We start from the raw sequence: 18,071 nt of genomic DNA on the forward strand, positions 1-18,071 counted from the left end.
TGAAACATCGGTCATGAATCGGTCATGAATGCACAGGGCACCCCGCGCCAGGTGGGGTTCGTCATGCTGCCGGGATTCTCCCTGCTGGCGCAGGCCTGCGCCATGGAGCCGTTGATCATCGCCAATATGCTGGCGGAACGGCGGCTCTATACCGCCACCACGTTCGGGCTCGACGGCCGGCCGGTGAAGAGCGTGACAGAACTGGCGCTCTCGCCGGAGAGCGTGGCCGGCAGCGATGCGCGCCATCTCGACATGCTGTTCGTCTGCGCGCCTACGCCGAACGGCATGGGCGCGGCGGAAGAGGCGGGCGAGCCGTTGATCCACTGGCTGCACCGGCTGGCGAGCCGGGGCGTGACGCTGGGCGGTATCGCCGGCGGCACCCACTGGCTGGCAAGAGCCGGCGTGCTGGATGGCTATCGGGCCTCGATCCCCTATGCCAGTGCCGATGCGTTCATGCGGGCGTTCCCGACGATCCATGTCTCGCATCAGCTGTTCGAGATCGACCGTGACCGCCTCACCTGCGGCGGCGGTACCGCGGCGATGGACATGCTGATGACGCTGATCGGGCAGCAGCAGGGCGCCGGGCTGGCGCAGCGGATCTCCGAGCATTTCGTCTGCGAGCGGATTCGCATGGCCGACGAGCCGCAGCAGTTGCCGCTGCGCTCGCGTCTGGGGCACGCGCCGCAGAGTCTCATCGATGCCGTGGCGCTGATGGAGGCCAACATCGAGGAGCCGCTGACCACGCATGAACTGTCGGCGCACCTGGGCCTGTCGCGCCGCCAGCTGGAGCGGTTGTTCAAGAAGCACCTGCAGGCCGTGCCCAGCCGTTACTATCTGAACCTGCGCCTGCAACAGGCGCGCCGGCTGCTCCGTGAAAGCGATCAGGCGGTGGGGGAGATCGCGCTGGCCCACGGATTCTCGTCGGGGGCGCATTTTTCCACCGCCTATCGCCATCATTTCGGCATCAGCCCGCGCGATGAGCGACTGGGACAGGCCGGAGGCGAACCATGAAGTATCAGGATATCGGGGGCGGCGGCAGCGCCCTGATCGATGGCCATTGGCTGGGCTCCGCTCGCCGGGTGATATCACCCAATGCCAATGAGCGGCCGGCGGGCGAGATATCGGCCGTAGTGCTGCACGGCATCAGCCTGCCGCCGGGGGAGTTTGGCGGCGACGCCATCGAACGGTTGTTCACCAATACGCTGGACCCGGAGGCGCATCCGGCCTTCGCTGCGATCGCCTCGCTGCGGGTCTCGGCGCATCTGCTGATTCGGCGCGATGGCGAGTGTGTCCAGTTCGTGCCGTTCGACCGGCGTGCCTGGCATGCCGGCAAGTCGCGCTGGCTGGATGAAAGGCTGCCGCGCCAGGGGAAGTCTCTCATCCAGCGCCAGAGGCAGCTGCGCGAAGGGCTCAATGACTTTACGGTCGGCATCGAACTCGAAGGCACTGACGAGATACCCTATCGAGAGGCGCAGTACCGTGCGCTGGCGAGGGTTCTGGGCGCGCTGATGCAGCGCTATCCCGCGATCTCGAGCGCGCGGATTACCAGCCACGCGCACATTGCGCCACTGCGCAAGACCGATCCCGGCCCTACGTTCGACTGGGCCTATCTGCGGCGTTGCCTGGCGGAGATCGTTTGAATGCTATGCTTTTGTGGGGGTGTCGTGTGCATGGATTGCCTGCGATCCTGACGTTGGGCATTTGGCTACAGGAACGGTACTCGCTTCCTGTGCGAGATTGACCTTCAAGTTGCTGAAGTTGGGGCATTTACGCGCCGCCTCTAGCACAATCGATGTGTCCGCGAATTGGCAGATGCGGGCGTTTGCGGTATCTTCTTCGCCTGATTTCTCGCGTCACGCACGCCTGCTGTAATTTCATTACGGCCAATAAATCTCGGAAAACGGCCCCAAAAGAGCCGTGCCGGCACCGAAGAGCGCATATTCCCAAGCCCCGCTGCGGCTACCCGCCCCGGTCGGGCGAATGGCAAACCTTTTCCCATTCGGAGAGTTGTCTATGAGTCTGGAGACACGAGAAGATCTCGATCCGGTCGAAACCACGGAGTGGTTGGATTCCCTGGCTTCGGTCGTCGAGCATGAGGGCGAAGAGCGCGCTCGATACATTCTGAGTCGGCTGGCGGACCGCCTGCGTCGCGATGGCTCTTCACCGCCGTTTTCCGGTACCACGCCGCACCGCAACACCATCCCCAAGCATCGTGAAGCCAAGATTCCCGGCGACATGTTCATCGAGCGCAAGATCCGCTCGGCGATTCGCTGGAACGCCATGGTGCAGGTCCTGCGGGCCAACAAGAAGCACAAGGGGCTGGGCGGTCACATCGCCAGCTACCAGTCGAGCGCCACGCTCTACGAAGTGGGCTTCAACCACTTCTTCCGCGCCGACAACGGCGACCACAAGGGTGATCTCCTCTACATCCAGGGGCACGTGACGCCGGGTATCTATGCGCGTTCGTTCCTGGAAGGTCGTCTGACTCAGGAGCAGATGGACAACTTCCGTCAGGAAGTCGACGGCAATTCGCTGCCGTCCTATCCGCACCCCTATCTGATGCCGGATTACTGGCAGTTCCCGACCGTTTCCATGGGTCTGGGGCCGATCCAGTCGATCTATCAGGCCCACGTGATGAAGTATCTGCATTCGCGTGAGCTGGAAGACATGAAGGACCGCAAGGTCTGGGCATTCCTGGGCGACGGCGAGTGCGACGAGCCGGAATCCCTGGGCGCGCTGCACCTGGCGAGCCGCGAGAAGCTCGACAACCTGATCTTCGTCATCAACTGCAACCTGCAGCGTCTCGACGGCCCGGTACGCGGCAACTCCCGCGTGATCGACGAGCTCGAGGGTGTTTTCCGCGGTGCCGGCTGGAACGTGATCAAGGTAGTCTGGGGCGGTCTGTGGGATCCGCTGTTCGAGCAGGACACCAAGGGCATGCTGCAGAAGCGCATGGACGAGGCGGTCGACGGCGAATACCAGAACTACAAGGCGCAGGGCGGCAAGTACACCCGCGACAATTTCTTCGGCAAGTACGAAGAGACCGCCGAGATGGTCAAGGACTACTCCGACGAGGAGATCTTCCGTCTCAATCGCGGTGGTCACGATCCGCAGAAGGTCTACGCGGCCTACCATGAAGCGGTCAACAACGCCAACGGCCGGCCGACGGTCATCCTGGCGCATACCGTCAAGGGTTACGGCATGGGCGGCGGCCACGGCGAAGCCGACATGGAAGCCCACCAGATCAAGTCGATGGACGTCGATGCGCTGAAGGCGTTCCGTGATCGCTTCGGCATCCCGGTCTCCGACCAGCAGATCGAAAGCGGCGACATTCCCTACTACAAGCCCGAAGACGACAGCCCGGAGATGAAGTATCTGCATCTCCAGCGCGAGAAGCTCGGCGGTTTCCTGCCGGCGCGCAGAAACGACTTCGAGGCGATGGAAATTCCCGGTCTCGACGACAAGATGTTCGCCACTCAGCTCAAGGGCACCGGCGACCGCGAAGTCTCGACCACGATGTCCTTCGTGCGCGTGCTCAACGGCCTGGTCAAGCACAAGCAACTGGGCTCCCGCATCGTGCCGATCATTCCCGACGAAGCGCGTACGTTCGGGATGGAAGGTATGTTCCGTCAGCTCGGTATCTACGCCGCGGAAGGGCAGAAGTACGAGCCGATGGATGCCGGCCAGATCATGTATTACCGCGAGGACCGGAAAGGCCAGATCCTCGAGGAAGGCATCACCGAGGCTGGTTCCATGTCCGCCTGGATCGCGGCGGCCACGTCCTATGCCAACCATCATCTGCCGTTGATTCCGTTCTACGTCTACTACTCGATGTTCGGCTATCAGCGCGTGGGCGATCTGGTCTGGGCTGCGGGTGATCTTCAGGCGCGCGGCTTCATGGTCGGCGGTACCGCTGGCCGTACCACCATCAATGGTGAAGGCCTGCAGCACCAGGACGGCCACAGCCATATCCTGATGTCCACCGTGCCGACCTGCCGCGCTTACGATCCGTGCTACGGTCACGAGCTGGCGGTCATTCTGCAGGATGGTCTGAAGCGGATGTTCCAGGACAAGGAAAACTGCTTCTACTACCTGACGGTAATGAACGAAAACTACTCGCACCCGCAGATGCCGGAAGGTAGCGAAGAAGGCATCGTTCGCGGCATGTACCTGCTCAAGTCGGGCGAGAACGCCAGCAAGAAGAAGGCACCGCGGGTTCAGCTCATGGGCAGCGGCACGATCCTGCGCGAAGTCGAAGCGGCCGCCGAACTGTTGGCGGAAGACCACGGCGTCGTGGCCGATGTCTGGAGCGTGACCAGCTTCAACGAACTGCGTCGCGAAGCGCTGGAGTACGATCGCCAGCAATTCCTCGACTACGATGAGAAGCGCGAGAAGCCGTGGGTCGTGCAGCAGCTCGACGGTGTCGAAGGGCCGGTCATCGCATCGACCGACTACATGAAGCTCTACGCCGACCAGATCCGCGCCTGGGTGCCGACCGACTTCCACGTGCTCGGAACCGATGGCTTCGGCCGGTCGGATACCCGTGAGCAGCTGCGTCGCTTCTTCGAAGTCGACCGCTACTACGTGACGATTCAGGCACTGCGTGCGCTGGCCAAACGCGGCGAAATCGACGTCAAGGTCGTCAACGATGCCATGAAGAAGTACGGCATCGATCCCGCCAAGCCCAGCCCTCTGTTGTCTTGAGCCCTGCGGTTGGTCTGGACCGGAGTATCACGTCAAGGCGCTGCCGCCCTGCGGGGCGGTAGCCAGATTGCCTGAGTGAGTCGACCTGCCCCCGGGCAGGTCGACAGATGATAAAGGAGCGCGACCTTGAGTAGCGAAATCATCAAAGTTCCCGACATCGGCGGCAGCGACGATGTCGAAATCATCGAGATCGCGGTGAGCGTCGGCGATGTCATCTCCGCCGAAGACACCATGATCACGCTGGAATCCGACAAGGCCAGCATGGACGTTCCCGCGCCGAAAGGTGGCAAGGTCGTCAAGATTCTGGTGAAGGAAGGCGACACCGTCTCCGAAGGCGACGACATCCTCGAACTCGAAGCGGAAGGTGAGGGTGACGACGCTGGCCAGGACGACGCCGAAGAAGCGTCCTCCGGCAAGAGTGCCGAAGAAGCCGAAACCGACGATGCCAGCGGCGAAGCCGAGAAATCGGAAAGGCCGCACGGAAAGTCGAAAAAGTCTTCCGGCGGCGGCAAGCGTACCGTCGAGATCAAGGTGCCGGACATCGGTGGCAGCGAAGGTGTCGAGATCATCGAAGTCGCCGTCAGCGAAGGCGACGAGATCAGCGAAGAAGACACCTTGATCACGCTGGAGTCCGACAAGGCCTCCATGGACGTGCCGAGCCCCTACAGCGGCAAGATCGTTTCGCTGTCGGTCAAGGAAGGCGATAGCGTCTCCGAGGGCGACCTGATCGGCACCATGGAAATCGCCGGCGAAGGCGACGATGAAGACGACGCCGACCAAACTGCCTCGACAGAGGAATCCGATAGCACCGACGGTTCCGAGGAACAGGGCAGCGCGGAACAGGACGCCGAAGATCAGGGCGAAGAAGAAGGCGGTGACGAAGGTGGCCGCAAGGAAATTCGCGTCCCTGACATCGGTGGCAGCGAAGGCGTCGAGATCATCGAGGTCGCGATCAGCGAAGGCGACGAGATCAACGAAGAAGACACCTTGATCACGCTGGAGTCCGACAAGGCCTCCATGGACGTGCCGAGCCCTTACAAGGGCAAGGTCGTCGAAGTGTCGGTCAAGGAAGGCGACAGCGTCTCGGAAGGCGACCTGATCGGCTATGTCGAGGTGGCCGGCGCTCCGGGGGCGGGCGCCAAGAAGCCGGCGAAGAAGCCGGCCGAAAGCGGTGCCAAGAAGGGCGGTGAATCGAAGCCGGCCCCGGCCAAATCCGACGCCGGCAAGCAGTCCGACGCCAAGCCGCAGAAGGACGTCAGCGGTGAACCGAGCCCGGAAGCCCGTCACAAGCATGGTGACGACAAGACCGAAGGCGCTCACGTTCACGCGGGACCGGCCGTGCGCAAACTCGCTCGCGAGCTGGGCGTCGAACTCAGCGAAGTCAAGGGTTCCGGTCCCAAGGGCCGCATCCTGAAGGATGATGTCGATGGCTTCGTCAAGCAGGTGATGAAGCAGCGCAAGAGCGGCGGCGGTGCTGCGCCTGCAGCGGCCACCGGTGGGGCGGGCATTCCGCAGGTGCCGGCGATCGATTTCAGCCAGTTCGGCGAGATCGAAGAGAAGCCGATGAGTCGTCTGATGAAGGCAGGTGCCAACAACCTGCATCGCAGCTGGCTCAATGTGCCGCACGTCACGCAGTTCGACGAAGCGGACATCACCGAGCTCGAGGCTTTCCGCAAGTCGATGAAGGCCGAGGCGGAGTCTCAGGGTGCCAAGCTGACGCCGCTGCCGTTCATGATCAAGGCGTGTGCCTATGCGCTGCGCAAGTTCCCGCAGTTCAACTCGAGCCTGCATCCGGACGGCGACAAGCTGATCATCAAGCATTACGTGCACATCGGCGTGGCGGTCGATACGCCGGATGGCCTGATGGTGCCGGTGATTCGCGACGCCGACAAGAAGTCGCTGATCGACCTGGCCAAGGAGTCGGTCGAGCTGGCGAAGAAGGCCCAGAACAAGAAGCTGTCTCGCGAGGAGATGAGCGGTGCCAGCTTCACCATCTCGAGCCTGGGCTCGATCGGGGGCACGGCCTTCACGCCGATCGTCAACACGCCTGAAGTGGCGATTCTGGGTGTCTCCAAGTCGTCGATGAAGCCGGTCTGGAATGGCAGCGAGTTCGCGCCGCGGCTGATGCTGCCGCTGTCGCTCTCCTATGACCACCGGGCGGTCAACGGTGCCGATGCGGCACGCTTTACCGCCTTCCTGGCGCAGGTGCTGTCCGATATCCGCCGTATGCTGGTCTGATTCAGCGAGCGGATTCATCGAACGCCAACGGCTCCTTCGGGGGCCGTTGGCGTTTTTCGTGGGCCATTGGCGCTTTTCGCGGGCCATTGGCATTTTTCGTGGGCCATTGGCATTTTTCGTGGATAGCGGCGCGAACATCGATAGGGTGGAATTCGTCGATGCACTCTGTCATACCGCCGTGTCGACAGTGTGTTAGGCCAAGCGAGTCTTGTGCGCCAACCGATCGGCAGGTATCGTCTTGAGCCATTGACAGTGTCGTCTGCGTTGCGCCTTTAACGCCGCTGCCGGTCTGAAAATCGATACCATTCTTCACTTCAAGGAGCTGTATCAATGCGTTTGATCCTCTTGGGCGCCCCTGGCGCTGGCAAGGGTACCCAAGCCCAGTTCATCTGCGAGCATTTCCACATCCCGCAGATTTCCACCGGCGACATGCTGCGCGCCGCGGTGAAGGAAGGCAGCGAGCTGGGGCTCAAGGTCAAGGAGACGATGAACAGCGGCGGCCTGGTGTCGGACGATCTGATCATCGCCTTGGTCAAGGAACGCATTGCGCAGCCCGACTGTGCCAACGGTTTTCTGTTCGACGGCTTCCCGCGCACCCTGCCGCAGGCGGATGCGATGAAGGATGCCGGCATCAAGCTAGACCATGTGGTGGAAATCGCCGTCGACGACGAGGAGATCGTCAATCGTCTCTCCGGGCGTCGCGTTCATCCCGACTCCGGCCGTGTCTATCACGTCGACTACAAGCCGCCCCAGGAAGAGGGCAAGGATGACGTGACCGGCGAACCGCTGATCCAGCGCGACGACGACAGCGAAAAGACCGTGCGTCATCGTCTCTCCGTCTATCACGATCAGACCGAACCGCTGATCGGCTATTACCAGGAGTGGGCGGCGAAGGATGCCGAAGCCGCGCCGGCCTATCATCGCATCGCGGGTGTCGGCAGCGTCGACGAGATTCGCGATCAGGTGCTTGCCGCACTGGAATCCTGAGAGACGAACGCATGATCGTCTGTCTTTCGCTCCGCCTTCTGGCGGAGCGATCGTTTTGATCTCCTGATGGCGATATACTCGCCGACTTCTTTTTGCTGCCACCCTCCGAGAAGCCGATGCCGACGTTACTGGCGCTGGACGCCTCTTCCACTGCCTGTTCCTGTGCGCTGATTCGGGACCAGCTCATCGTTCAGCGTTTCGAAATCGCCCCGCGCGAGCATACGCGCCTGTTGTTGCCGATGGTCGACGAGGTGCTGGCGGAAGCGGGGGTGTCGCTCGGTCAGCTCGACGCTATTGCGTATGGGCAGGGGCCGGGCTCGTTCACTGGCCTGCGGATTGCTGCCGGCATCGCTCAGGGGCTCGCCTACGGTGCCGACCTGCCGCTGATGGGCATCTCGACCCTGGAGGCGCTGGCGCTGGCGGCCCATCGCAAATGGCACGCCCGTCATGTGATCGCGGCACTCGACGCCCGCATGGACGAGATCTATGTGGGCGCTTATCACTGCCTCGATGGCGTTCTGACCGTTGCCCTCGAGGAGCGAGTCATGCCGCCTTCGCAGCTGCGGCTGCCCAAGACCGACCATGCCATCGAGTGGTTGGGGATAGGCAGCGGTTGGCAACTTTTGTCCGGCATCCCTGTCGATGTACAGGCTGCACTGGCGCAAACCCTCCCCGACGAACTACCGGCGGCGGAGGATCTCGTTCGTCTGGCTGCCACGTCATGGGAGCGTGGCGCGCGAGGCAGTGCGCCTCACGAGGTCATTCCCGTCTATCTGCGCGATGAGGTCGCGTGGCGTAAGGCGTGACAGTTCGAGGCCCATTTGAATGGCCTCTTCGTACAAGGATATCGAAAGATAATGGATGCTTTTCAACTGGCAGTGCTTGCCATCATCCAGGGCTTGACGGAATTTTTGCCCATTTCCTCCTCCGCTCATCTCATTTTACCGTCTCAGCTGTTTGGTTGGTCCGATCAGGGGCTGGCCTTCGATGTCGCCGTCCATATCGGTTCTCTGGGCGCCGTGCTGTTCGCTTTTCGTCAGGAGATCTGGCGTATCCTCCACGCCTGGTTCACCCAGTTCGGCGAGCGTGGGCAGACGCCCGAAAGCCGTCTGGGATGGGCGGTCATCGTCGCAACCGTTCCGGCGGTGATCATCGGTCTGCTGATCGAGGATTGGGTCGAGAGCGCAGGGCGATCGGTGCTGGTCATCGCCACGACGACGATCGTTTTCGGCGTGCTGCTGGGGATTGCCGACAAGCGCGGCAGCCGGGTACGACCGATCGAGAAGATGACGCTCAAGACCGCGCTGCTGATCGGACTGGCTCAGGCCATCGCCCTGATTCCCGGCACTTCGCGTTCGGGCATCACCATGACTGCCGCGCTGATGCTCGGTTTCACCCGTCAGGACGCGGCACGTTTCTCGTTCCTTCTCTCGATCCCGCTGATTCTGGCGGCCGGGTCGCTCAAGGGGCTCGAACTGGTACAGTCCGGTACGCCAACCCAATGGCATGAAATTCTGCTCGGCGTGGCATTGTCGTTCATGGCCGCCTGGGTCTGCATCAAGCTTTTCCTAGCCGCGCTGGACAGGATCGGCATGATGCCGTTCGTGATCTACCGCCTATTGCTCGGGGTCGCGCTGTTCGTATGGGCGACGTGAGCGGCAACGTGCCGTTGGTCGTGGTTGGCGAGTCGCTGACCGACCTGGCCGAACGCTATGGGCTGCCCTGGGCGCCGTCGGCGCCGGAGAGCGGGCTGGCCTTGCAGCGCGCCGAGCATGGCCTGGAGATCGCTGGCAACCCCAAGCGCTATGGCCATCCGATACGCGCGGATTTCGTCTCCGGTGCAGCCGCCCATCGCCGCCGCTTCGGTGGCGGTCGCGGCCAGCTCGTCGCCAAGGCATGTGGTTTCGGCAAGGGCGTGGTGCCCCGGATCGTCGATGCCACCGCCGGCCTTGGGCGGGACGCTTTCGTGCTGGCATCCCTGGGAGCCGAGGTTTTGATGATCGAGCGCGTGGCGGCGGTTCACGCCCTGCTGGATGCCGCATTGACGCAGGCAAAGGCTGACGAGGAAGTCGCCGAGATCGCCGGGCGTCTATCGCTACGGCACGCCGATAGCGCAATGGCGCTGGCGGAGGCGGTGCGCGACTGGCCGCACGCTCCCCAGGTCGTGCATCTCGATCCGATGTTTCCGCATCGCGAGAAGTCGGCGCTGGTCAAGAAAGAGATGCGCGTCTTTCGCGAACTGGCCGGGGATGACGACGACGCTCCGCGCTTGCTGGAAGCGGCGCTGGATGTCGCCACGCATCGCGTGGTGGTCAAGCGCCCCCGCAAGGCGCCTCCCATCGAGGGGCCGCCGCCGCAGCACGTCATCGAGGGGAAGACGAGTCGCTATGACCTCTATGTGCATCGTTCACTGAAATCTTGAGGCCCGGCTCGGGCGAGTCCGGCTGGCTCCGATGACGCTTGAACAGGATCAGCCAGAGCGCGATCCCGATGAACAGACCGCCGACAGCATGAGCCCAGGTGACCTGCTCGCCGAGAAAGAGCGTGCCCCACAATACCCCGAACATCGGCACCAGCATGGTGACCGTCAACGGCTTGATCGGCCCCAGCGCTTCGACGAGCCGGAAGTAGAGCAGGTAGGCCAAAGAGGTGCAGGCAAGGCCCAGCGCCACGACGGCCCACCAGACGTTGGCCGACGACCAGAGGCGTGTACTGTCGTCCAGCCATAACTGCGCGACCATGAAAGGGCTCAGCAGCAGTGTGGCACCAAGCTGCGATCCCAGGGCGATCAGGCGGGAGTCGAGGCCGCCTCGCTGCGCGATCCAGCCTTTCACCAGGAACCCGCTGAGTCCGTAGCAGCCGGCCGCCACCAGGCAGGCCCCAGCGCCGATCACCAGTCCACCACTGATCGCCACCGGGCCGGTGCCCACCAGCACACCGACGCCAAGCATTCCCGCCGCAACCCCGATCAGTCGATCTCGTGTCAGTGGTTCATGAAAATGGATGGCGCCGATAACGACACCCATCAACGGTGTCGAGGCGTTGAGCATCGCTGAATAGCCGGCGGGCAGATACTGCGCCGCAATGCAGAACATGCCAAACGGGATGCCGGAATTGATCATGCCGATCGCCAGCGTTGCCTTGAACTTGCCGTCGAAGCGCCAGCTCGTGCGCAGGAGCACCAGGATCATCACCAGTCCCAGCGTCCCCAGGAACACCCGAAAGAAGGCGGTCGGGAACGCCCCTAGTGCTGGCGTTGCGATACGCATGAACAGAAAGCTGGCGCCCCATAGAGCGGATAGCAGCAGCAGGCGGCCAAGCGATGATAATGGCATGTCGAAAGGGTCTCCGAACGTGATCGCGGCTAGCGTAACCGGGTCGTCCGTCGCTGTCTGGTCGTTTTCGGCATTGGTGTCTGGCAATGGGTGCGTAATCGGGTTTGCCGACACGACGCGGTCGGAGAACGGTTCATTGCCGATCGGAGAATTTTGTCGAGATCCCGCAAGACAACTATGCTCAAGGATCAGCGGAACGACTCCGCTGCAATAACCGTGATCAAGGAGCCGAGATGTACGAAGATCAAGTGAAAGGACGCACCGAAGAGCTCAAGGGCCATGCTCAGGAAGCTGTCGGCAGCTTCACCGAAGATGACGACCTGCGTCACGAGGGCAAGGCACGCCAGACTGCGGGGAAGTTGCAGGCCAATTACGGCGAGAAGCTCGACGAAGTCCGTGAAGCTACCGTCAAGAACCCGATCAGCGCGTTGGCGATTGCTGGCGGCGTGGGCGTCTTTCTGGGGATTCTTCTCGGTCGACGTTGAGACCTGCCCCCGAATGGTTTGCCAACAGATGGCTTTCGACCCCGGCGCCAGGCCGGGGTCGCCGTTTGAGTTCATCGTGCACTCGTCGCTTGAAACGGGCAACGACGCGCGAGCTTTTCGCTATCGGTACACCAGCCAACGGAGCTTGCAGGATCGTGAATGAGACTGGAAAGTGTCTTGCTCGTTACCACATGGGCCGTTCGCTGTGTTGACCCCACTCCTTTATCTCGCCGCGGCAGTGGCAGAAATCGCCGGCTGTTTCGCCTTCTGGGCATGGTGGCGGCTGGATCGATCGCCCCTGTGGATGGTTCCCGGCGTCATGAGCCTGATGCTGTTCGCCTGGCTCTTGACCCTGGTGGATAGCGACTACGCCGGCCGCGCTTATGCCGCCTATGGCGGCGTCTATATACTCACGTCGCTATTGTGGCTATGGGTTGTCGAACAGCGCATGCCCGATCGGTGGGACGTGGCCGGTGCGACGATCTGTCTGGTCGGCGCAGGTGTCATACTGTTCGGGCCGCGTGGTTGAGAGGCGCCGGGAGGCATGGCATTGCCCCGACGTTGGCGCTCAATACGGTGGTCACGAGCCGCCACTAAAATCCGCTGACATTTGACGCGAAAAAGTCTTGAGGCCAGTCTCTGACGAGGTCATTATCTGCGGCCTCTCGACGGTCCCCCGTGGATCGGGCGGGGGACCAAGACCGGGGTGGCATCGGGTCGGGGTGCGCTGAAGAGTTGCCCACTTATTTGACAAGCCCTTGACCACTACCGATAAGACCTTATCACTGTTGACTTTTCCCGATCTGGAAGGAATTCATGAGCAAAGTCCTGATTGTTGGTGCCGGCGGCGTCGGTGGTGTCGTGACCCATAAGTGTGCACAGCATCCCGAGGTGTTCAGCGAGATCTGTCTTGCCAGCCGCAACGAAGCCAAGTGCAAGGCGATCGCCGAGCAGTTGCCGCGTCCGATCCAGACCGCCCAGGTCGATGCCGACAGCGTCGAAGCCCTGGTCGCGCTGATCGAGTCGTTCAAGCCGGACATTCTGATCCATGTGGCCCTGCCGTATCAGGACCTGACCATCATGGAAGCCTGCCTGCAGACTGGCGTGCCGTATCTGGATACCGCCAACTACGAGCATCCGGACGAGGCCAAGTTCGAATACAAGGAGCAGTGGGCGTTCCAGGATCGCTATGCCAAGGCGGGCGTGATGGCCACGCTGGGCTGCGGCTTCGATCCGGGCATGACCAACATCTACTGCGCCTATGGTCAGAAGAACCTGTTCGACGAGATCCATCGCATCGACATTCTGGATGCCAACGGTGGCGATCATGGCTATCCGTTCGCGACCAACTTCAACCCGGAGATCAATATTCGCGAGATCACCGCGAATGGCCGTTACTGGGAAAAAGGCGAATGGATCGAGACCGCGCCGCTGGCCGAGAAGCGCAAGTTCGACTTCGACGGCATCGGCGAGAAGGACATGTATCTGCTCTATCACGAAGAGCTCGAATCGCTGTCCCAGAACATCAAGGGACTGGAACGCATTCGGTTCTGGATGACCTTTTCCGAGAAGTACATCACGCATCTGAAGGTGCTCGAGAACGTCGGCATGACCAGCATCGAACCGATCAAGGTCGATGGCGTCGAGATCTCTCCGCTGCAATTCCTCAAGCAGGTACTGCCGGATCCGGCGTCGCTCGGCCCGCGCACCAAGGGCAAGACCAACATCGGCGTCATCCTCGACGGCATCAAGGATGGCAAGCGTCGCAAGGTGTACATCTACAATATCTGCGATCACGAGAAGTGCTACGAGGAAGTCAAATCCCAGGCGATCTCCTACACCACCGGCGTGCCGGCGGTGACGGGCGCGATGCTGATGCTGCAAGGCATCTGGAAAGGCGAGGGCGTGTTCAACGTCGAACAGCTCGACCCCGACCCGTTCATGGAGCGCATCGGCGAGATGGGGCTGCCGTGGCAGATGGTCGAGCTCGACCCCGACCAAGACCCGCTGGCCTGAGCACGAGATGACTGACATTTCCAAGGCCGAAGGCTATCCCTTCGACATTAGCGCTTGCCCGTCACCGGCCTACGTGGTCGACGACGCCTTGCTGCGCCGCAATCTGGAGCTGCTGGGCCGGGTGCAGGCCGACAGTGGCGCCAAGATCCTGCTGGCGCTGAAGGGGTTCGCCATGTGGAACACCTTCCCGCTGGTCAGCCAGTATCTGGTCGGGACCACCGCCAGTGGGCAGGACGAGGCCCGCCTCGGCGCCGAGACGTTCGGCGGCGAGGTGCATGTCTATTCTCCGGCGTTTACCGCGCCGGAAATGGACGTGGTGCTGCGTTACGCCGATCATCTCAGCTTCAATTCGCCGCGTCAGTGGCGCCATTTCCGCGAAACCGTGCAAGCGGCGCCGCGCAAGGTATCGTGCGGGCTGCGCGTCAATCCCGAGCACTCCACCGGCGAGGTCGCGCTCTACGATCCCTGTGCTGCGGGCTCGCGTCTGGGCACGCGGGCGGCGGATCTCTCCCCGGAAGATCTCGTCGGGCTGGAGGGGCTGCATTTTCACGCCCTGTGCGAGCAGAACAGCGATGCGCTGGAAGAGACGCTGGCGGCGTTCGAGGCCAGGTTCGGGCAGTATCTGGGCGGACTTCGCTGGGTAAACTTCGGCGGCGGCCACCACATCACGCGTGCCGACTACGATGTCGAGCGGCTGGTACGGGTGATTCGCGAGTTCCGGTCGCGTTATCCGCATCTGGAGGTCTATCTCGAGCCGGGTGAAGCGATCGCCCTCAACACGGGTTATCTCGTCTGCACCGTGCTGGATATCGTCGAGAACGACGGCCCCATCGCGATTCTGGACACCTCGGCGACGGCGCATATGCCCGACGTGCTGGAGATGCCGTATCGGCCGGAAATCATCGGTGCCGCCAAACCTGGCGAGAAGGCCCACACCTATCGCCTGGGCGGCACGACCTGCCTGGCCGGCGACGTGATCGGCGATTACGCGTTCGATGCGCCGCTCGAGATTGGCGATCGCTTGGTCTTCACCGACATGGCGCACTACACCATGGTCAAGACCACGACGTTCAACGGTATCCGGTTACCGTCGATCTGCCGGATCGACGAAAAGAGCCGGGAGATTCGCACGGTCAAGACCTTCGGCTACGTGGACTACATGCAGCGGCTGAGTTGATCTCGAACGAACGGCACGCCGTACCGACGCCTCGCACCTGAAATGCGGGGCGTTTTTTCATGGCTGGACGGGCGCGTGTTGCGCCGCCGCGAGCGGCGGAGATGACTGGTACTGTGTGATGATATCCAGCAGCTCCTGGCCAAAGCTGGGTAGAACATGATCTTCGCGGATCAGCACGCTGCGTTCCCGGTACGCCCAGGCGTCACTCAAGTGGCGCACGCTCAGTCGCATGTGGTCCCGATAGCGCAAGGCACAGGATTCCGGGAGAATCCCGACGCCGACGCCGGCCTCGATCATGCGGCACGCCGATTCGAAACCGAACACCTGAATCCTGACCGGCAGCGGCTTGCCGAACTCCAGCGCCTTGCTTTCCAGGTAGTGGAAGAGCGTGCTGCCTTCATGCAGCGTGACATGCGGGTAGTCCAGGGCGTCTTCGTAGGTGATTTCCTCTCGCTCGGCCAGGGGGTGGTCGAGCGGGGTCGCCAGTACCAGCCTGTCCCGGCTGAACGGCAGGGTCTTCAGCCGCGAGGGCACGTCGACACCGACCATGATGCCGAGAATACCCATGTCGGCGGTGCCGTCGAGAACGCCGCGAATGATGTCGTTGGTCAGGCGCTCCTGCAGGTCCACGGTGATACCGGGGCGTGACGCGAGGAAATCGGCGAGCACCTCTGGCATGAACTCGATGACGGCCGTCGTGTTGGCGAATATCCGCAGATGGCCGACGGCATCGCTGGCGTAGCCGGAAAATTCGCTCTTGACGCGCTCGACCTGGCGCAGGATGAGGCGCGCATGTTGCAGCAATCGCTCGCCGGCGGGCGTCAGTTCGACCCCTTGGCTGCTGCGGTAGAACAGCCGACTCTCCAGTTGCGCCTCGAGTGACTTGATTCGGCCACTGACCGCCGCCGTCGAGAGATGCGCGCGCTGGGCGCCTGCCGTCAGGCTGTTCTCTTCGGCGACATGAACGAAGATGCGCAGGTCAGCAAGATCGAAATGCATGGGGCGGGTTCCTTCAGCGCTCGGTAGGTCGCGACAGCGACTCGATGATCTTGCACTCGCCGATGGTCTCGGCCCGACAGGCTCCTTCCAGACGATCCAGCTCCTGCTCCAGCGCCTGGAGATCCCGAATGCGGTCGCGGACATGCTCGCGCTGCTGATGGATGATGGCATCCACCTGGTGGCAGGGAGCCTCGCGTTCATCCGAGAGACGCAGCAGCGCTTTGACGTCGTCGAGACCCAGCCCCAGGTGACGACAGCGCCTGATGAAGCGCAAACGGTCCCGTTCGACCGACGAATAGAGCCGATAGCCCGACGCCGTACGCGTGGCGGCGGGCAGCAGATCCGCCTTCTCGTAGTAACGGATGGTGACCGCTTTCACACCGGTCAGCCTGGCAAGCTGGCCGATCGTGTAGGGCTCGGGCGGGGTAGCACAGGCATGATTCATCGGCTTGACTCTATAGCGACTATAACCCCGATCCTATCAGGAGTGATGAATGGGAGTGTAATGATGGATGCCTGCTGCGAAAACAAATCCAGTGAACTGGCCCTGGAGAGAGCGGCGGCCAGCCTGGTGAAGGGCGGCTTCATGCTGATATTCGGTGTCGCCGTGATCGGCGAGGCCATCTACAAGAGCGTAGCGGGCGCCGCACCCACCGCAGAGGCGATGGGAGTCGTCGGGGTGATTGCACTGATGGCGAACAGCATCTGCTTTTTGATGCTCTATCGCTTTCGCAGCGACGATATCAACATGCGTTCGACCTGGCTTTGCTCGCGCAACGATCTGATCGCCAACACGGGCGTGATCATTGCAGCGGTGCTGGTCGGTGCAACCCAGACGCGCTGGCCGGACGTGGTGGTCGGCCTGATCATTGCCGGACTGTTTTTGCATTCCGCGTGGCGGGTGCTTGGCGAGGCATCACGAGAGTGGCGTGCTTCCGGGCCTCGTGCGGTCAAGGCAGAAGGTGAGGGGAGCGAATCAGTCGCAAAGCGCGATACCTGTCAGCAGTCATCGTGCTGCCGCTGACAGATATTGGCTTATTGCCCAGCGTGAGCCGGCAAGCTTTTTCGGCAATCGTGCAGGCGGCGATCCATCGGGGAGCGGTCAACGTAGCTGGCTGTCTTTGCTACCGCGACGATTGTAATTGGTGCGATGGGTCTGGTGGCGGTCCGCTTCAGCCTGACAGGCGATGCACAGCCGAACGCCAGGTACCGCCTGACGTCGAGCCTCCGGGATTGGCGCCTCGCACGCTTCACAGATCGCCAGGCTGGGGCCGTGGTTTTGCAGTCGTTGGCGGGCTTCCTGAATGCCGTCTTCGACGGTGCTGTCGATCTGCTCCTGCACTGCGCCATCTTTCGCCCAGCCGCTAGCCATGAATGCTCTCCTTTTGAATCCTGTCGGCACGCTCTGGTCTCATCGACCATGGCGCCAGAGGGTCATGTTTCGCAAGGTCGCCATGATACCTGCGCGTAGCGCCGGGGGTCAGTCGACATCGACGAACTCATGGGTCGCCCGAGTGGCATGCTGGTGCGGCGTCTCATGTACACAGATGACGCGACACTTGGCAACGTGCGTCACCTTGTGCGATACGCTGCCGATCATCAGGCCTTTGAACTGTCCTACGCCACGGCTGCCCATCACGATGGCATCGACGCCCAGCCGTTCGGCTTCGGAAACGATAACGCGCGCTGGCGACCCCTGCTTGACGAGGAGATCGAACTCGCCGTTATAGCCGGGGAAGGAAGGGAGGGTATCCAGCGCGGCATCGAGAATGGCGCGGCCTTCCCGGTTGGCAGTCTCTACCGAGGCAGCCTTGATCGCCGCTTCGACACTCAACAATTCGGCGTCGTGCAGCTGTGGGTAGGGATCGCGAACGTTCAACAGGTACAGCTTCCCCTGTACCGGTGCCGCCAACTGGCAGGCGACGTTGAGCGCGATGTGGGAATCCTCGGAACCATCGATAGGGACCAGCAGCGACTTGAACATGGGCACCTCACCGTCGTGAAAGCGTCGAGCGAAAGCGCTCGGGTACCGCCTGGTCTCTGATCGTCGACGCGCGGCGGCTCGCCGACTTGCTTTGCGACTATCAACATATGCCATCCACGAGGAATGTCATAGTGAATAAATGTCGC

General features: G+C 62.1%; 18 protein-coding genes. 13 read left to right on the plus strand and 5 right to left on the minus strand.

What is annotated here, in order from left to right; translation table 11 throughout:
- Positions 1-24 precede the first annotated feature (24 nt).
- The 8 genes from BC443_RS02485 (at position 25) to BC443_RS02525 (ending at position 10,351) form a co-directional block, all read left to right on the plus strand.
- Entirely contained in the window at positions 25-1,011 is a 987-nt protein-coding gene (locus tag BC443_RS02485; protein WP_071230263.1) for a GlxA family transcriptional regulator, read from the plus strand.
- Entirely contained in the window at positions 1,008-1,640 is a 633-nt protein-coding gene (gene ampD / locus BC443_RS02490) for a 1,6-anhydro-N-acetylmuramyl-L-alanine amidase AmpD (protein ID WP_071230264.1), read from the plus strand. Before BC443_RS02485 ends, ampD begins: the two co-directional genes overlap by 4 nt.
- A 373-nt stretch (positions 1,641-2,013) precedes the next feature.
- Positions 2,014-4,704 (plus strand): pyruvate dehydrogenase (acetyl-transferring), homodimeric type, encoded by a 2,691-nt coding sequence (gene aceE / locus BC443_RS02495; protein WP_071230265.1) that lies wholly within the window; start codon positions 2,014-2,016, stop codon positions 4,702-4,704.
- Positions 4,705-4,830: 126 nt separating this feature from the next.
- Positions 4,831-6,942: a dihydrolipoyllysine-residue acetyltransferase gene (gene aceF / locus BC443_RS02500; RefSeq protein ID WP_071230266.1), complete on the plus strand. Its 2,112-nt coding sequence runs from the start codon at positions 4,831-4,833 to the stop codon at positions 6,940-6,942.
- A gap of 330 nt (positions 6,943-7,272) precedes the next feature.
- The gene (adk, locus tag BC443_RS02510; protein ID WP_071230268.1) at positions 7,273-7,929 is read left to right on the plus strand and encodes an adenylate kinase; all 657 of its coding nucleotides are present in this window, start codon (positions 7,273-7,275) and stop codon (positions 7,927-7,929) included.
- 116 nt (positions 7,930-8,045) lie between these two features.
- Positions 8,046-8,735 carry a tRNA (adenosine(37)-N6)-threonylcarbamoyltransferase complex dimerization subunit type 1 TsaB gene (gene tsaB, locus BC443_RS02515; protein ID WP_071230269.1) on the plus strand — a complete coding sequence of 230 codons (690 nt, stop codon included), beginning with the start codon at positions 8,046-8,048 and terminating at the stop codon, positions 8,733-8,735.
- Positions 8,736-8,786: 51 nt separating this feature from the next.
- Positions 8,787-9,584 (plus strand): undecaprenyl-diphosphate phosphatase, encoded by a 798-nt coding sequence (locus BC443_RS02520; protein ID WP_071230270.1) that lies wholly within the window; start codon positions 8,787-8,789, stop codon positions 9,582-9,584.
- Positions 9,572-10,351: a class I SAM-dependent methyltransferase gene (locus BC443_RS02525; RefSeq protein WP_071230271.1), complete on the plus strand. Its 780-nt coding sequence runs from the start codon at positions 9,572-9,574 to the stop codon at positions 10,349-10,351. The genes BC443_RS02520 and BC443_RS02525 overlap by 13 nt, the downstream gene beginning before the upstream one ends.
- Here BC443_RS02525 and BC443_RS02530 read toward each other — a convergent pair.
- Positions 10,293-11,264: a DMT family transporter gene (locus BC443_RS02530; RefSeq protein WP_083387177.1), complete on the minus strand. Its 972-nt coding sequence runs from the start codon at positions 11,262-11,264 to the stop codon at positions 10,293-10,295. The genes BC443_RS02525 and BC443_RS02530 overlap by 59 nt on opposite strands.
- Positions 11,265-11,497: 233 nt before the next feature.
- On the opposite strand from BC443_RS02530, the gene BC443_RS02535 reads away from it, so the two are divergent.
- From BC443_RS02535 to nspC, 4 genes are all read left to right on the plus strand, one after another.
- On the plus strand, positions 11,498-11,749 hold the full coding sequence (locus tag BC443_RS02535; RefSeq protein WP_071230273.1) for a CsbD family protein: 252 nt from the start codon (positions 11,498-11,500) through the stop codon (positions 11,747-11,749).
- A gap of 205 nt (positions 11,750-11,954) precedes the next feature.
- On the plus strand, positions 11,955-12,278 hold the full coding sequence (locus tag BC443_RS02540) for a YnfA family protein (RefSeq protein ID WP_210766230.1): 324 nt from the start codon (positions 11,955-11,957) through the stop codon (positions 12,276-12,278).
- 287 nt (positions 12,279-12,565) lie between these two features.
- Positions 12,566-13,765, plus strand: coding sequence for a saccharopine dehydrogenase family protein (locus tag BC443_RS02545; protein WP_071230274.1), 1,200 nt, complete (start codon positions 12,566-12,568; stop codon positions 13,763-13,765).
- A gap of 7 nt (positions 13,766-13,772) precedes the next feature.
- Positions 13,773-14,942 carry a carboxynorspermidine decarboxylase gene (gene nspC, locus BC443_RS02550; protein ID WP_071230275.1) on the plus strand — a complete coding sequence of 390 codons (1,170 nt, stop codon included), beginning with the start codon at positions 13,773-13,775 and terminating at the stop codon, positions 14,940-14,942.
- Between the two features lie 57 nt (positions 14,943-14,999).
- Here the strand turns inward: nspC and BC443_RS02555 are convergent, their stop codons facing one another.
- The gene (locus tag BC443_RS02555) at positions 15,000-15,941 is read right to left on the minus strand and encodes a LysR family transcriptional regulator (RefSeq protein ID WP_071230276.1); all 942 of its coding nucleotides are present in this window, start codon (positions 15,939-15,941) and stop codon (positions 15,000-15,002) included.
- A 13-nt stretch (positions 15,942-15,954) separates the two neighbouring features.
- Positions 15,955-16,386, minus strand: a complete 432-nt coding sequence (locus BC443_RS02560) for a helix-turn-helix domain-containing protein (protein ID WP_071230277.1) — start codon at positions 16,384-16,386, stop codon at positions 15,955-15,957.
- Positions 16,387-16,431: 45 nt separating this feature from the next.
- Between BC443_RS02560 and BC443_RS02565 the strand changes: the two genes are divergently transcribed.
- A complete protein-coding gene (locus tag BC443_RS02565) occupies positions 16,432-16,965 on the plus strand; it encodes a cation transporter (protein ID WP_247643200.1) in 534 nt (177 codons plus the stop codon).
- A 78-nt stretch (positions 16,966-17,043) separates the two neighbouring features.
- Here BC443_RS02565 and BC443_RS02570 read toward each other — a convergent pair whose 3' ends face one another.
- Positions 17,044-17,313: a DksA/TraR family C4-type zinc finger protein gene (locus tag BC443_RS02570; protein ID WP_071230279.1), complete on the minus strand. Its 270-nt coding sequence runs from the start codon at positions 17,311-17,313 to the stop codon at positions 17,044-17,046.
- Positions 17,314-17,421: 108 nt separating this feature from the next.
- Positions 17,422-17,925 (minus strand): universal stress protein, encoded by a 504-nt coding sequence (locus BC443_RS02575; protein WP_071230280.1) that lies wholly within the window; start codon positions 17,923-17,925, stop codon positions 17,422-17,424.
- Between the last annotated feature and the right edge of the window lie 146 nt (positions 17,926-18,071).

The organism is Salinicola sp. MIT1003 (genome assembly GCF_001858555.1).
Lineage (GTDB): Bacteria > Pseudomonadota > Gammaproteobacteria > Pseudomonadales > Halomonadaceae > Salinicola > Salinicola salarius.

Coding starts and splice junctions, on each gene's coding strand:
- BC443_RS02485 (WP_071230263.1), top strand. CDS start 25: ATGAATGCACAGGGCACCCCGCGCCAGGTGGGGTTCGTCATGCTGCCG.
- ampD (WP_071230264.1), top strand. CDS start 1,008: ATGAAGTATCAGGATATCGGGGGCGGCGGCAGCGCCCTGATCGATGGC.
- aceE (WP_071230265.1), top strand. CDS start 2,014: ATGAGTCTGGAGACACGAGAAGATCTCGATCCGGTCGAAACCACGGAG.
- adk (WP_071230268.1), top strand. CDS start 7,273: ATGCGTTTGATCCTCTTGGGCGCCCCTGGCGCTGGCAAGGGTACCCAA.
- tsaB (WP_071230269.1), top strand. CDS start 8,046: ATGCCGACGTTACTGGCGCTGGACGCCTCTTCCACTGCCTGTTCCTGT.
- BC443_RS02520 (WP_071230270.1), top strand. CDS start 8,787: ATGGATGCTTTTCAACTGGCAGTGCTTGCCATCATCCAGGGCTTGACG.
- BC443_RS02525 (WP_071230271.1), top strand. CDS start 9,572: ATGGGCGACGTGAGCGGCAACGTGCCGTTGGTCGTGGTTGGCGAGTCG.
- BC443_RS02530 (WP_083387177.1), bottom strand. CDS start 11,264: ATGCCATTATCATCGCTTGGCCGCCTGCTGCTGCTATCCGCTCTATGG.
- BC443_RS02535 (WP_071230273.1), top strand. CDS start 11,498: ATGTACGAAGATCAAGTGAAAGGACGCACCGAAGAGCTCAAGGGCCAT.
- BC443_RS02545 (WP_071230274.1), top strand. CDS start 12,566: ATGAGCAAAGTCCTGATTGTTGGTGCCGGCGGCGTCGGTGGTGTCGTG.
- nspC (WP_071230275.1), top strand. CDS start 13,773: ATGACTGACATTTCCAAGGCCGAAGGCTATCCCTTCGACATTAGCGCT.
- BC443_RS02555 (WP_071230276.1), bottom strand. CDS start 15,941: ATGCATTTCGATCTTGCTGACCTGCGCATCTTCGTTCATGTCGCCGAA.
- BC443_RS02560 (WP_071230277.1), bottom strand. CDS start 16,386: ATGAATCATGCCTGTGCTACCCCGCCCGAGCCCTACACGATCGGCCAG.
- BC443_RS02565 (WP_247643200.1), top strand. CDS start 16,432: ATGAATGGGAGTGTAATGATGGATGCCTGCTGCGAAAACAAATCCAGT.
- BC443_RS02570 (WP_071230279.1), bottom strand. CDS start 17,313: ATGGCTAGCGGCTGGGCGAAAGATGGCGCAGTGCAGGAGCAGATCGAC.
- BC443_RS02575 (WP_071230280.1), bottom strand. CDS start 17,925: ATGTTCAAGTCGCTGCTGGTCCCTATCGATGGTTCCGAGGATTCCCAC.